A 14,714-nucleotide genomic window follows, 5' to 3' on the forward strand; every position below is an offset into this window, starting at 1 on the left:
GGTCCTACTGGGAGTCGGTGGCGAGCTTACCCGAGCCGGCCGGCGCGGGGGCAGGGGAGGGTGAAGGCGATGGTTCCCTACCCGGCTGGGACACCGCCCCCGGGGCCGGAGTTCCCGCCGTGGCCGGCTCCCCGGCCGCCTGGGCGGCGTCCGGCGTCTTCTTCCTACCGGTGGCCCGGGCCTTCTTCTTGCTGGCGGACGGAGTCTTCTTCAGGCCCTTGTCGGCGGGCGGGGCCTCGGCGTCGGCGGGCTTCTGGGCGGCGGCCTGGGCCTCAGCGGCCTGTTTCTCGGCGGCGGCCTTCTCGGCGGCGGCCTTCTCGGCGGCCTGCTTTTCGGCCTCGGCCTTCTCCTCCGCCGCCTTGCGGAGCTGGTCCTTGCGCTCGCGCTCGCGGCGGCGCTCCTCGCGCTCGATGTTCTTCCGGGCGTCCTTCACGTACTGGGCGATGCGCTCGTCCTTGCCGCCCTTCTCCTGGAACTGCTCGAAGTAGGAGATGGACGTCTTGTACCGCTCGAGCGTGTCCATCTCGGGCGGCTCCACGTCCAGGTAGAGGATGGCGAGGTTGAAGTACGGGTCCGTCGAGCCGGGCAGCAGCTTCAGGACCTGCTCGTACTCGGCCCGCGAGCGGGCGAAGTCCCCCTGGCCCCGGTAGGCGTTGCCCAGGTTGAGGCGGGCGGAGGCGAAGTCCGGCGCGGCCCGCACTGCGGCCTCCAGCTCGGTGACGGCGGCGGGGTAGTCCTGCGCCTCGTTGAGCATGGCGCCGAAGTTGTTGCGCGCCTCCGCGAAGTCCGGGCGGAGCCGCGAGGCCTCCTTGAACGCCTCCAGCGCCTGCGGGCGCGCCTTGAGCGCCAGGTACACCAGGCCCAGCGCGTTGTGCGTGGCCGCGTCCCCGGCGTCGATGGCGCGGGCGTTCTCCAGCACCATGCGCGCCAGCTCGTACTTGCCCTCGCGGTAGTAGACCTGCGCCAGCACCTGCATGGCGCGCACGTGGCGCTCGTCGCCCTTGAGCGCGCGCTTCGCCTCGGTGGCGGCGGACTCGAGCTTCTTCTGCTGGAGCAGGGTGATGGCCAGCGCGGTGCGCAGCGGCACCGAGTCCTGGCGGGACTCGAGCAGGCCGCGCAGCTCCGCCTCCAGCTTCACCGCGCGGCCGGTGCGGCCGTACAGGCGCGCGAGGCAATCCCACGCGGCCTCCTGCTCGGGCGCCACCGCCAGCGCCTGGCGGTAGGAGCGCTCGGCCTCCTCCGTCTTGCCCAGCCGCTCCTGGACGATGCCCAGGTTCGTCCAGGCGTAGTCGAGCTTCGGCTCCTCGCGCGTCAGCGTGCTCAGCGCCGCCTCGGCCGCGGTCAGCTCGCCCTTCCGGGCAATCTCCACCGCGCGCGCGAAGTCCCGCGCCGCGCCTCGCGGAGCCTCGGGGCTTGCCTGCGTCGCCGTGGCCGCCGGCTTCTCCGCCGTGGCCGCGACGCCCGCGTCCGGAGCCTGGGGGGCGCCGTCCGCGGAGGGGATTGCCGGGTCCGGGCGCTGCTCCGGGCCGGAGGCACAGGCGGACAGCAGGAGGCCGGACGCGAGCGCCACGGCCGTGAGCGCCCGGGCGCCGGGGATACGCGGGGGACTCACTGCTCACCTCCGCCGGTCAGCTTCGGCTCTTCCTTCGGGGCGGTGGGGCGCGGCGGCCCGTCCACGCTGCCCACCAGCCCGTCCGGGTACGCGGCGTCCGCGGCCAGGGCGTGCTTGGGCTCCTTGAGCACCGGGTACTCCTTGGGGCGGAAGCGGTTGAGGGCCTCCAGCGTGCGCCGCGTCCACTCGTTGGAGATGCGATTCTTGCGCGCCTCCACCATGGTGGCCGCGTAGCTCTCCACCGCGGCCTCCTCCAGCGTCGTCGTCTGCTGCGCGAGCTGGTCCTGGTACACCACCACCGCCTCCTCGCCCAGCCGCTTCACCTCCGGCGGCACCGGCGTCTCGATGATGGTGTTGGCGAAGCGCTCCAGCGCGTAGCCGCGCCGGTACAGCGCCGCCAGCGTCCACTCCAGCCGCTTGTACGGGTAGACGCGCGCGTAGGCGTCGTTCACCGACTTCACCGCGTTGCGCTTCGCCGTGAAGCTGCGCTCCAGCGCCTTGCCCCGGCCGCCAATCTTCAGCCGGTCGAACTTCTTCAGCTCCGCCTCCGCGAGCTGGAAGCGGCCATAGGCGGCCGCGTCCGCCGCCAGCGGGTGCGTGTCCGGCTGGAGCTTGCGGCGGTCGAACTCGTTGGCCGCCTGGGCCCAGGCGCGCTGCGCCTCGCGCTCGTTGCCCAGCTTCTCCTGCGCGTCACCCATGCGCCGGTACGCGTCCACCACCAGCTCCACCTGGCCGGGCTTGTTGGAGAACTTGCGCACGAACTCCTGGAGCGCGCGGACCTCGCCGCGCGAGTCGCCCTGCTTCTCGTAGATGATGGCGGCGCGGTACTGGTTCTTCGGCGCGTCCTCCGCGTTGGGGAACAGGTCCGCGTAGCGCAGGAAGGCGGCCGCCGCCTCGGGGTAGCGCTGCTGGCCCTCCAGCAGGCGTCCGGTGTTGAAGAGCGCCGCCTCGCGGTCCTTCGACGCGGGGTAGTCCTTCACCAGCTTCTGGTAGCTGGCCACCGCCTTGTCGAAGTCGTACGAGTTCTCCGCGTTCACCGCCACGCGGAACAGCGCCGAGTCCGCCAGCGGCGAGCCCGGGTACTCGCGGTAGATGCGCTCGTACAGCTTCAGCGCCGAGTCGAAGCGGCGGGTGTTCTCGTACGCCACCGCGGCGTTGTTGAGCGCCTTGTCCGCGAACTCGTGGCGGGGCTCCTCGTCCACGAGCTGGATGTACTTCTTCGCGGCCTCGTCGTGCTTGCCCTCGGCCATGAGCTGGTCGGCCAGCTTGAAGCGGCCGGCGAGCTTGAACTTCACCAGGTCCTTGTGGAGCGGGCTGGACGGGTCGATGACCTGCGTGTTGCTGGCCAGCCGCGCGCTGACCTCCTCCACGCTCTTCCAGTCCTTGTCGATGAGGAACGTCTCGACGATGAGGTTGGTGGAGTACTTCGCCACCTCGTGCTTCGGGTACGTCTGGACGATGGCCTCGAAGCGCCGGCGCGCCTCGGGGAAGTCGTTGTGCGCGTAGTACAGCTCCGCGGCCTTGTAGGCGATGCCCGGCGCCTTGTCCGTCTTCGGCAGCAGGGCCAGGTACTTGTCCGACGCCTCGATGAGCTTCTGCTCGGTCTGCGCGAAGGGCAGGGGCTTGACGACCTCGCCCTCGGGGCGCTCGGTGGAGCGCAGCGGCTTCGCGTCCGGCGCCGCGCCGGACTTCACGTCCAGGTTCAGCTGCTGCTGCCACGCGAGCACCGCGTTGAGGGCGGCGTCGTCGCGGTGCTTCTCCGCCACGCCCGTGTCGCGCACCACCTCGTAGCCCTTCGCGGCGGCGGCGAACTGGAAGGAGTTGTAGAGGCACTCCGCGTGGTAGAAGCGCATCTCGCCCGCGCTCTTGCTGCGGGGGAAGCGCTCCAGGTAGGCGCCGTACGCGCGCGCGGCCACCTGGAAGCCCTGGTTGGCCTGCTCGAACCTGCCCTCCTGCTTGAACACCAGCGCCTGCTGGTGGTGGTAGGTGGCGGTGCTGTAGAGGCTGCGCTCCGCCAGCGCGTTCGCCTCGGAGAGCGCGTCCGGGTCGTGTTTGTTCTTCTCGTACCAGTCCGTGCCCGGCTGGTAGAGGGTGGCCAGCTTCTCCGACTCGGCGAAGGACTCGGCCATCCGCCGGTCACCCGTGTACGCCTGGACGATGCGCTGCTGGAGCGCCGGCGCGTCCGGGGCGAGCGGGTCCTTCTGGAGCACGAGCTGGTACGCCGCGATGGCATCCGGGTACTTCGTCTGGTCGAAGTAGACGTTGCCCAGGCGCCGGTAGACCTCCGCCTCATACGGGCGGGGGCCGCGCTGCGCGAAGACGGCCTGGGCGCGGGGCATGCCTCCCCAGTTCTCGTCCGCGAGGGAGATGGCCACGTACTGGAGGGCCTCCTCGCGCAGGTCGCCGCCGGCCTTCTCCTCGCCCTTCGCCACGCGCTGGGCCTCGTAGAAGTCCGCCAGCGTGAGGAAGGACGCCACCGCCTCGTCGAAGCGGTCCATGCGGTAGTACGTCCAGCCCAGCTTGTAGACGGCCTTGTCGTAGAGCGGGTGCTGGGTGTCGCGGCTGGCGGCCTCGAAGGCCACGGCGGCCTTGTCGAGCGCCTTCGGGTCCTCGTAGTCCTCGAACCAGTGCTCGCCGATGCGCACCCACGCCTCGGTGGTGAAGCGGCTCTTCGGGTAGCGCGCGATGAGCTGCTCGTAGGTGACGAGGCTCTCGTCGAACTGCTTCTGCTCCTCCAGGCAGTAGCCCAGCAGGTACAGGGCGCCGTCGTTGAGGCGGTAGTCGGGGAAGTCCTTCAGCAGCCGGCGGTAGAGCGCGATGGAGTCCGAGTAGTCCACCGTCGGCTCGGGAGGCATCTCCCCGTTGGGGTCGCCGTCGAGCGACGCGAGCCGCTCCCGGTACTCCTTGCTCGCCGCCAGGTGCTCGTCCGCGGAGCGCTCGTAGTAGAGCTCCGCGAGGCGGAACATGACGTCCGGCGTATAGCGGGCCTCGTCGGGGTAGCGGCGCAGGAACTCCTCGAAGCGGACGATGGCCTCCATCCGCTCCTTGCGCTCCTGCGACTCCAGCTCCCGGATGGCCTTCTCGTACGAGGACGCCAGCGCGCCGCGCTTCTGCTCGTACTTGCGCTCCACCAGGAGCTGCACCTCGCGGTGGAACTCGCGCGACTCCTCCTCGTACGTCTTCAGCGCGCGGCTCACCTCCTGGAGCAGGGCTTCCTGCTCGGGCGTGCGGCCCATGCCCTTCAGGTACTCACCGGGGGCCCCGGCCGCGGGCGCCTCGGTGGAGGGGGCCCCGGCCTTCGCCGCCTCCTGGGCGGCGGCGGGCAGCGGGGCGAGCGCGAGCAGGGCGGCGAGGAGGCTGCGGCGCATCACTCCTTCTCCTCCGCCAGCACGTCCTTGAACTCGGCGTCCAGCTCGCGCAGCGCCTTGTCCTGCTGCGCGGACAGGCGCTGGATTTCCGTCGTCTTGTCCTGCTTCTCCGCGAAGGCCACGTCCACCACGCCCACGTCCGCCTTGAGCACCAGGTCGTAGAACTGCTGCCGCACGCGGCGGAAGCTCTCGAAGGCGATGCGGCCCACCAGGTTGCGCGCATCGCCGGACACCGAGGCCACCTCCGCCTCGTAGGTGTTCAGCAGCAGCTGCTCCGCCAGCACCTTCTCTCGGATGACGCGGCCCCGCGACTCCAGCCGCGCGCGCAGCACGTCCCTCGCCGTCACCACGCGGGTGCGCAGCGCGTTGGCCCGGGCCCGCACCTCGTGGGCTCGCACCAGCGTGCGCGCGTCCTCCTGGGACAGCCGGCCCTCCGCCTCGCCCAGCAGCTCATGCTCGCGGCGCAGCGCCTCGGCGTACTCCGTGCGGATGGTCTGCTCGCCGGCCAGCGCCGTGGCCGCGGCGTGGCGCTCGTCCGCCAGCCGGGCGCGCGTGGCGTCCAGCTCCTCCTGGAGGTCGGTCAGCGTCTGCACCTCGGCCTGGAGCTGCACCAGGAACTCCCGCTCCTCATTCGGGTCCGAGTTCCGCTGCGGGCGCGTGTCGTCCACCCACTTGCGCACCGAGGCGGCCACGGCCTTGAGACTCTGCAGCTCGTAGCCCAGGCGGAAGGCCTCGCGGTCCACCTCGTCCACGCGGGACTGCATGCGCCGGCGCCGCTCTTCCATCTCCTGAATCGTGGTGGGCATCGCGGAGAAGCGCTCGCCCAGGGCCTCGCGCTCGCGCCGCACCGCCGCCAGCCGCTCGCGCTCGTCCGGGGTGAGCACCGCCTCCAGCGCGGCGGTCTCCACGCGCACCAGCGCGGCCTCCGCGTGGGTGAGGGCCGAGTCCACCGCGTCCGCGCGCGTGTAGCCCTCCTGCAGCTCCGGGAAGGTCTCCAGCCCGCGCGTCTCCAGCGCCTGGAGGATGCGCTCGGCCAGGGCCTGCGCCTCGTCCGCGCCCTGGCGGCCGCTGTCGATGTCGCCCACCATCCGCACCGCGTCCGCCACCTCGCGCTGCGTGGAGGCGTACTTCAGCGCCAGCGGGGGCAGGAGCGTGCGCACGTCCTGCGAGCCGTCCACGCGCCCCAGCAGCCGGTCGAAGTACGCCACCGGGTCCTGGCTCACGCGCATCAGGTTGTCGATGGAGTCCCGCGCCGGCCGGAAGGTGTTGATGACGCTGGAGTACGTCTCGATGGACGCGTCATACCGGCGCAGCTTCTGGAGCAGGTTGCCCTGGAGGATGCGCGCCTCGGGCGCGAGCTGCGAGTCGGGCGCCACCATCAGCAGGATGTCGATGGCGTTCTTCGCGAGCTGGTGGTTGCCCATCTTCACGTGGACCCACGCGGCCTCGTAGAGCGAGTCCGGGAAGGACTCGCTGTCCCGCGGCACCTGGCCATAACGGTCCAGCGCCTCGTCGTAGCGGCCCGTCTCGTACAGGAGCCGTCCCAGCGACATCAGCGCCAGCTCTCGCACGCGAAGCGCGTCCGCCTCCGGGGAGGAACCGGCGGCCGGACGCTTCGCCCCCGGGGCCGCGGTGGCCACCTGCGCGGAGGGCGGGGTGGCGAGCTGCTGGAACTGCTGGATGGCGGCGGGCAGCTCTCCGGCCTGCACGGACAGCACGCCCAGGTGGTAGGCGGCCTGGAGGCGGAAGGGGCCGCCCGGAGCCTGGGCCAGCGCGGTGAAGGCCTCGCGCGCGCGGGCGATGCGCTCTCCGGCCGGCAGGTCCGAGCGGCGGAAGAGCCACCTGGCGTACACGTACGCCATCTCCGGGGGAAGCTGCCCGCCGGAGAGGGCGCGGGCCTTCTCCACGTACCCGTCGATGCCCTCGAACTGGTTGAGGCGGCTGGCCACCGCGAGGTAGCGCGCCAGCGCGTCCCGGTAGTGGCCGGAGGTGGTGGGCTGCGACAGCAGCTCGCGCAGGTACAGCCTCGCGCCGATGTAGTTCTTCTGCTGGAACAGCGAGTCCGCCAGGTAGAAGAGCGCGTCCGGGTAGCGCGGGTGGACGCGGAACTTCGGGTCGCTCACCAGGTCGTAGAAGAGGACGGACGCCGCCTGCCAGTCTCCCAGCAGGTACTGGATTTCCCCGTCGGAGAAGCGGCGCACCCGCGAGTCGTCGTCACTGGGCTCGGGGCGCTGCGTGTACTGCGTCTCCACGAAGCGCAGGTTCTCCTCGGTGCCGCGGAGGCCCCTCTCCACGGCGTCGAGCTGCTGCGCCAGGTCGCGCGCGGACGGGCGGGGCGCCGGCCGGGGCTCGGCGGCGAGCGTGGGCGCGCTGCCCACGAGGGCGGCGGCCAGGGCGAGTGCGCGGAGCGACGCGTTCACCAGGGTGCCCCTACTTCGGTTCGGAGGAGGAGGTGGCCGGCGGCCCGGCCTTGCGGCCCGTGTCGCGCGACACCTCGATGTCGTAGCGCACCGCCGGCCGGTCCTTCAGGTCCGTGGTGAGGCCGCCCTGCTCGAAGCCCACCACTCGCACGGTGGACAGCTTCCCGGGCTCCGCGTTGAAGGTGTAGCTGGACTGCACCTTGAACTTGTAGCCCTCCAGGTAGCTGAACACGCCGTAGCCGTTGCCGCGGTAGACGAGCCGCACGGCAATCTGGTGCTGCCCGGGGACGATGCGGCCGTTGAAGACCTCGAACTCCAGGCGCTTGCCGAGGTCTCCCTCGGTATCCACCTGGGTGAAGATGGGGGCGCCGTCCAGCGCGTACGTCACCGACTCCAGCATGAAGGAGCCGCCCATCTCGTTCTTGTGGACGATGACGGCGCGTGAGCCGGTGGACACGTCACCGCCCAGCACCGTCTCCTGCAACAGCAGCAGCCGCGCCTTGGAGCGGTAGATCTTCTCCTTCAGGTCGACGACCTGCTCCTCCAGCGTCTTCACGCGGGTGTCGAAGGCCTCTTCCGCCGTACGCGCGCCCGCCGCCGGAGCCACCGGCGCCTGCGCGGCATCAGGAGCCCGCGGCGCGGCGGCCGGCGTGGAGACGGGCGCCGCGGGGGAGGCGGCGGAGGGCTCCTGCGCGAGCGCCGGCATCCAGGCGGTGGCGCTCAGGAGCGCGAGGAGGTGGAAGGTTGCGGCAGCGACACGCACGGTGCGACCTCAAGAAGTCAGACGGCCCGACCCGACGGCCTGAGGTCATACCACCCTTCCCCGCGGGCCGTCTTGTCACGCGCAGTGCGAGGGTCCGGCTCCCCGGCCGGAGGGTTGCATCAGCCGCCCTTCTTGAGCTCCGTGAGGACCAGCTTGGCCACCGCCTTGAGCGTGTCGAACACGCCCACGCCGGTGGGGGCCACGGCCTGGTACTCGGGGACGTTCCGGGGGTTGAGCGCCTTGCGCATCTCCTCCACCGTCACCGCGTTGGGCAGGTCCCGCTTGTTGTACTGGACCACGTACGGAATCTTGTTCAGGTCGTAGCCCTGCTCGGCGAGGTTCACACGGAGGTTCTCGATGGACTCCATGTTGGCCTCCATGCGCTCGATTTGACTGTCGGCGACGAAGACCACGCCGTCCACGCCCTTGAGGATGAGCTTGCGGCTGGCGTCGTAGAAGACCTGACCGGGCACCGTGTAGAGGTGGAAGCGCGTCTTGAAGCCGCGAATCTCACCGAGCGACAGCGGGAGGAAGTCGAAGAAGAGCGTGCGGTCCGTCTCCGTGGAGAGGGAGATGAGCTTGCCCTTCGTCTCCGCGGCGGTCTTGTTGTAGATGTACTGCAGGTTGGTCGTCTTCCCGCAGAGCCCGGGCCCGTAATAGACAATCTTGCAGTTGATTTCGCGGGATGAGTAGTTGATGAAGGACATGGCTTCCCGGGTTACTCGCTGAAGAGGTTGTCGATATCGTCGTCGGAGATCTCGGCGAAGGGCGACCCGGCTCCCGGACTGTCGGTCTTCTTCACCAGGCTCTCGAAGATCTTCGTGAGCTCGTCGCTGGCCTTCTTGATGCGCAGACGGACGAGGCCGAGGCTGGTGCGGTTGTCGAAGATGACGACCAGCACGACCCGGCTGCCGACGATGGTCATGTAGAGCGAGTCCTTGGCCCCCTCGTGGAACTGGTTGGGGAACTCGTTCTCACCGATCAGCTTGGCCAGGCCGCCCATCGCGGCCACGTTGCCGGCCGTCAGCGAGGCCAGCGAGGTGGTGTCGATGTTCTGCGTCTGACCGGCCGAGGAGATGAGCTGCCCGTTCTTGTCGACGAGGAAGACCACCTTCGCGTTCGCGTCCTTGGTGAGCCGGTCGCAAACGGCGTTGATCTTGGTGAACTCCTCTTCGTACATCACCAGTTGCGTGCCCATGGGCGTATGCGCTCCTCAGCGTTCGCTCGCCCCGCTCACGGCAACGCTCCGATTGTTTCTGGAGTGAATCCCGGAGGTTAGACGAGGCGCTACCGACCGTGAGGATGCTTAGCAAAGCGAACTCACTCCAGCAAGAAGCCATGCGCGTCCTGGAGGGCGATCCATGGCCGTCCCCATGCCGCCCGGACGGGCACGGGCCTGGGACCCTTCCCGGGACATCCCATCCCCCGGGGTTGGGAGCCTTCGCGGCTTTCTCTATACTCCGCCGGGCTTTGCAACCCCCCATCCCCCTTCTTTCCTCTCTGGCGCGTCTGGCGCTGGTGCTGCTCGTGCTGGTCTCCCCGGCCTCCGCCCGGGCGGAGCAGGAGGCCGAGCGTGCCTCGCTGCGCCTGCGCTACGGCGTCTCCCTGCGTGACGGCCAGCAGGCGGATGTAGGGCCGGGGCTCACCTATGAGGGCCTCACGCCCAACGACCTGGCGGCGGTGGGCGTGGGGTGGGTGGGGCCGTGGCTGGGGGCGTGGGCGGAGGTGCAGCGCGAGGCGTTCGATTTGAAGGAGGGCTCGCTGCGGATCACCGGTGGCAGCCTGCTGCGCGCGTCGGTGGGGCCGAGGGCGCGGACCTTCCTCGGGCCGGTGCGCGCGGAGGTGGGGGCGGGCTATGGCTTCGCGCAGCTGCCCCTCTTCGGAAGCTCGGAGGCGCCGGTGCTGGCGCGGGGCGTGCGGCACGCGGCGCTGGTGAATGGGCGCGTGCTGGTGCCGCTCTTCCTGGGACTGAAGCTGGAGGCGCGCGGTGAGCTGCCGGTGGCGCTGGCGGTGCGCGACGCGACGGGGACGAAGGCGGAGGCCACGGGCTTCTCGGCCGGGGGCGCGCTGCTGGTGCCCCTCAAGAGCGCGGCGCGGTGGGGTGGCACGCTGGTGCTGGACTTCCAGCACGTCCAGGACACGGTGACGCTGGCGGACGGCACGCGCTCGGAGCAGCGGCTGCGCCGGGTGGGCGCGGCGCTGGAGCTGTCCTGGAGGGATGCCCCGCACGCGCCGCCACCACCGCCTCCCGCGCGGGTGCCCGCGGGGACGCTGTCGCTCCAGATGGTGGACGCGGAGACGGGCGCGCCGTTGCCGGGCGCGAGGGTGGCGCTGGGCGACGTGGAGCGCGTGGCGGACGCCCAAGGCCGGGTGGAGGCGGAGCTGCCCCCGGGCGAGGTGGCCGCGCGGGTGAGCGCGGAGGGCTACGCGCCCTCGGAGGCGCGGGCCACGGTGGAGGACGGCGGGCGCGCGGCGGTGGAGGTGCGGGCGCGGCGGCTGCCTCCGCCCACGGGCGCTCTGCGGGTGACGGTGGTGAGCGCGCAGAATGGCGTGCCGCTGCCGGAGGTGCGCGTGGCGGTGGGGGCGGCGGAGGTGCGCACGGACATGATGGGGCAGGCGCAGGTGAAGGACCTGCCTCCCGGGCCGGTGGCGGTGGTGGTGAAGTCCCCGGGCTTCCGCCCGGCGGAGGAGGCGGCCGTCATCGTCGCGGGGCAGGAGTCGGCGCTGTCGGTGCCGCTCGCGTTGGAGCGCAAGAGCGGGCCGGCGACACTCACCGGGCAGGTGCGCAGCACGCGGGGCGGGCAGCCGCTGGCGGCCACGCTCCTCATTCCCCAGGCGAAGGTGCGCACGCGCACGGACGCGAAGGGGGCCTTCACGGTGCGGGTGAAGGGAGGTACCTACCGCATCACCATCTCCGCCCGCGGGCACCTGTCGCAGACCAAGGTGGTCAAGGTGCGTGACGGCGAGCAGGCCATCTTCAACGTCGATCTCTTCCCGAGGCAGAAACGGTGAGTTCCCCGCGTCCGTGGTTCCTGGCCGTCCTGCTGCTCGCCGCCGGCTGCGACGAGGACGCCGTCCCTCCGCCCGCGGCCCCCGTGGCAGCGGCCCCGGCGCCGGATGCGGGCCCGGGCGCGGAGCTGGCGCGGCTGGAGCGCCTGTCCGGCGAGGTCCGGCTGGAGCGCGGGGGAAGGACGGGCCCGGCGGGTGAGGGGCCCCTGTATGGAGGCGATGCGGTGGAGACGGGCCCCGGGGGCGCGGCCACGGTGCGCTTCCCGGACGGGCGGACGGTGGAGGTGGGGCCCGACGCGCGCTTCGCGATGGGCGGGGACGCGGGCGGCATCGTCATGACGGTGGAGCGCGGCATCGTCCTGTCGCGCGTGCCGGCGGGGGCGCGGCACGGAGGCGGTGGCTCGGGCTCCAAGGTGACGCTGAGCATCCACACGCCCTTCGGCCTCACCCGCGTGGGCTCCGACGCGCCCAGCGAGGTGAGCGTGCAGGTGGAGGAGGACACCGGCCGCGTGGAGGTGCGGCTGGGCGCCATCGAGTTCGTGGGCCGGGACGGGCAGCAGGTGCGCGCCGCCGAGGGCGAGTCGGTGGCGGTGGCCGGCGGCAGGCTGGAGGTGGTGCGCATGCCCCGCGTGGTGAAGCTGGCGCCCATTCCGGTGACGGTGCGCCTGGGCTCGGGCCGCGCGGAGGTGCGGCCGAAGGGGACGGTGCGCTGGCGGCCTGTCTCCAGGCAGGGCGAGGTGCTGTCGCCCGGAGACGGCGTGCGCACGCGGCCCGGTGGCTCGGCGGTGCTGGCGCTGGAGGGCTCGTCCTCCGTGCTGTCGCTGGGCTCGGGCTCGGAGTTGGTGCTGGAGGGGGCGGGGCAGGGGGGCTCCACGGACGAGGCGCGGGTGGACCTGCGGCAGGGCGGGCTGGGAGTGCAGCTCGCGCCGGGACGCACCAGCCGCGTGTTGCTGCCGGGGCTGGGCGTGGAGGGCGGCGGGGCGGCGCGGCTGGAAGTCCGGCGCACGGCGTCTGGCTACCGCGTGGAGGCCTTCACGGGACAGGTGACGCTGGTGCGAGGCGAGGCGCGGCAGCCGCTGCGCGCGGGCGAGCGCGCCATGCTGGAGGGCGAGTCCGGCGCCCCCCGAATCGAGCCGCTGGCGCCGGCGCCGCTGGCCCTGGGCGCGAGCGAGGGCGTGGAGGTGTTCCACCAGGGCATGGGCGACGTGGCCTTCACCTGGGAGGGCGAGGGCGAGGCGGTGGTGGAGGTGGCCTCGGACGCGGCCTTCACGCGCCCGGTGCTGGCGGGCACGGTGTTCCGGCCCTTCGTCACCGTGCCCGCTCCGTCGCGCGGCTCCCTCTACTGGCGGGTGCGCCGCAAGGACGGGACGGAGGTGGCGAAGGGCAGCGCGCGCTTTGCTCCGGAGCGTCCCGCGAGGGACCTGGCCCGGGTGCGCAACGTGGTGCCGGAGGGGCCGGAGAAGACGACCATCTTCTACCAGGACAAGCCTCCGGCGGTGACCTTCACCTATGGGGAGGAGGCGTCCGCGGCGAAGTACCGCGTGGCGGTGTACCGCGCGGGCGCGCTGGGCACGCCGGTGGTGGAGCGCACCGTGGCGGAGACGCGCGCCGCGCTGGACGCGGGGGCGCTGGGCGAGGGCAGCTACCTGTGGTCCGTCACCCCGCTGTCCGCGTCGGGCGCGCAGCTCAAGGGCGGGCGGATGAACAAGCTGGAGCTGGTCTACGACAACTCGGTTCCAGTGCTGGTGGTGTCCTCGCCGCGCAATGGACAGCCGGCCGGGGAGCGGGTGCGGGCCACCGGGGTGGCGCCGGTGAACGCGCGGCTGTCCATCAATGGACGTCCGGTGCCCCTGGATGGCAAACACCGATTCAGCACCTGGGTGCAGCCGGTGGGCTCCCCCCCGCTGCTGGTGTTTAAGATGTACCGTCCCGGTGCGCCGGACGTGTACACGGTGCGCACCTTGAACCCGCGAGGGCCGTGAGGATGGTACCCCCCCAGACGACCCGACCCGCTTCCGAGGTCGACTCCGCGCCCCTGCTCCGTCCCTATGGCCAGTACGTGCTGGTGCGGAAGCTGGCCGAAGGCGGCATGGCGGAAATCTTCCTCGCCAAGCTGCTGGGCGCGGACGGCTTCGAGCGCAATGTCGTCATCAAGCGCATGCTGCCGCACCTGTCCAGCAACTCCGACTTCGTGGAGATGTTCCGCGACGAGGCGCGGCTGGCGGCGAAGCTGGCCCACCCCAACATCGTGCAGATTCACGAGCTCGGCTTCACCGAGGGCTGCTACTACATCTGCATGGAGTACCTCGCGGGCGAGGACTTCTCCACGACGCTGCGGCTGGCGGGACGGCGCCGTCTCTACGTGCCCTACCCGGTGGTGCTGCGGGTGCTCATCGACGCGGCGCGCGGCCTGCACTACGCCCACGAGTTCTGCAACGAGGCGGGGCAGCCGCTGAACATCGTCCACCGCGACATCTCTCCCTCCAACCTGTACCTGACGTACCAGGGACAGGTGAAGGTGCTGGACTTCGGCATCGCCAAGGCCGAGTCGAGGCTCGTCAACACGCGCGCCGGCGTGGTGAAGGGCAAGTACATGTACATGGCGCCGGAGCAGGCGAAGGGCCAGGAGGTGGACCGGCGCGCGGACGTGTTCGCGCTGGGCGTGAGCCTCTTCGAGGCGCTCACCCACGTGAGGCCCTTCTCTCGGGAGAACGACCTGGCGGTGCTCAACGCGCTCTTGCAGGGCGACTTCAAGCGCCCGCGCGAGCTGCGGCCGGACCTGCCGCGGGAGCTGGAGGCCATCATCCTCAAGGCCATGGCCTACAAGCCCGAGGACCGCTACCCCACCGCGGAGGCCTTCGCGTTGGACCTGGAGGCGTTCCTGGGCGAGCACCTGAGCGCCTCCGGTACCTCGCAGCTCGCCGCCTTCCTGCGCGGACACTTCGGCGAGGAGCGCTTCACGGAGCGCACGCGCATTCCCACCATGGCCACGCTCACCGCCACCCATGGCACGGAAGGCTCACCCGTGCAGGTGCCCGGCTCGGGACTCCAAGGCACGGACGTCCATGGCGGACGGCCCAGGGGCTCCGAGGCTCCCACCGCGGCGCAGGCCGCCCTCTGGGCGACCCGGCCTCCCGCCGCGGCGGGCACGGTGGCGCCGGGGCCGGCGGTGCCTGCCGTCGCGGCGCCCGAGCGCCCGGCTCCGGGTGGCCGCCGCTGGCGCACGCTCGTCGTCGGGCTGGCCGGTGGCATGCTGCTGGCCGGTGCGGCCTTCGTGGGTTACGCCGGCGTGCGGAAGGTCCAGGCGTCGCCGTCCATCATTCACGAGCCAGTGGAGGGCGCTAAGGCGCCGGTACCTTCCGCCGGGGTGGGCAGTGGCAGCGGCACACCGGCCCCCGTGGCGGGAAGTGATACCGGGGCGCTGCAGGGCCAGGCCGCGCTGACGGGGACGGCCGCTCCGGCGGAAGGCGCGGTGGCGCCGGGTGGCTCCGCCCAGGGAACCTCCGTCGGGGAGACGGCGGCGGCCGCTCCCGGCGCGGGCA

At 71.7% G+C, this 14,714-nt stretch carries 8 protein-coding genes and 1 pseudogene; 3 read left to right on the forward strand and 6 right to left on the reverse strand.

The window, feature by feature from the left end; genetic code table 11:
• Nucleotides 1-4: 4 nt before the first annotated feature.
• From K8638_RS16910 to mglB, 6 genes are all read right to left on the reverse strand, one after another.
• Entirely contained in the window at nt 5-1,612 is a 1,608-nt protein-coding gene (locus tag K8638_RS16910; RefSeq protein WP_370644009.1) for a tetratricopeptide repeat protein, read from the reverse strand.
• A complete protein-coding gene (locus K8638_RS16915) occupies nt 1,609-4,980 on the reverse strand; it encodes a tetratricopeptide repeat protein (protein WP_223755572.1) in 3,372 nt (1,123 codons plus the stop codon). The genes K8638_RS16910 and K8638_RS16915 overlap by 4 nt, the downstream gene beginning before the upstream one ends.
• Nucleotides 4,980-7,400 carry a tetratricopeptide repeat protein gene (locus K8638_RS16920; protein ID WP_223755573.1) on the reverse strand — a complete coding sequence of 807 codons (2,421 nt, stop codon included), beginning with the start codon at nt 7,398-7,400 and terminating at the stop codon, nt 4,980-4,982. The genes K8638_RS16915 and K8638_RS16920 overlap by 1 nt, the downstream gene beginning before the upstream one ends.
• Nucleotides 7,401-7,410: 10 nt before the next feature.
• A complete protein-coding gene (locus K8638_RS16925; protein ID WP_223755574.1) occupies nt 7,411-8,163 on the reverse strand; it encodes a dihydrolipoamide acetyltransferase in 753 nt (250 codons plus the stop codon).
• 119 nt (nt 8,164-8,282) lie between these two features.
• Nucleotides 8,283-8,870, reverse strand: coding sequence for a gliding-motility regulator Ras-like GTPase MglA (gene mglA / locus K8638_RS16930; protein ID WP_223755575.1), 588 nt, complete (start codon nt 8,868-8,870; stop codon nt 8,283-8,285).
• A gap of 11 nt (nt 8,871-8,881) precedes the next feature.
• Nucleotides 8,882-9,361: a gliding-motility regulator GTPase-activating protein MglB gene (mglB, locus tag K8638_RS16935; RefSeq protein WP_002637270.1), complete on the reverse strand. Its 480-nt coding sequence runs from the start codon at nt 9,359-9,361 to the stop codon at nt 8,882-8,884.
• A gap of 329 nt (nt 9,362-9,690) precedes the next feature.
• Between mglB and K8638_RS16940 the strand changes: the two genes are divergently transcribed.
• The 3 genes and pseudogenes from K8638_RS16940 to K8638_RS16950 all read left to right on the forward strand — a co-directional run.
• Entirely contained in the window at nt 9,691-11,175 is a 1,485-nt protein-coding gene (locus K8638_RS16940) for a collagen binding domain-containing protein (protein ID WP_370644010.1), read from the forward strand.
• On the forward strand, nt 11,172-13,154 hold the full coding sequence (locus tag K8638_RS16945; RefSeq protein WP_223755577.1) for a FecR family protein: 1,983 nt from the start codon (nt 11,172-11,174) through the stop codon (nt 13,152-13,154). Before K8638_RS16940 ends, K8638_RS16945 begins: the two co-directional genes overlap by 4 nt.
• Before the next feature lie 2 nt (nt 13,155-13,156).
• Nucleotides 13,157-14,459: pseudogene (locus tag K8638_RS16950) on the forward strand (protein kinase); the annotation flags it as partial.
• Nucleotides 14,460-14,714: the final 255 nt, after the last annotated feature.

Origin of the sequence: Myxococcus sp. RHSTA-1-4, assembly GCF_020037125.1 — a bacterium.
Taxonomy (GTDB): Bacteria; Myxococcota; Myxococcia; order Myxococcales; family Myxococcaceae; genus Myxococcus.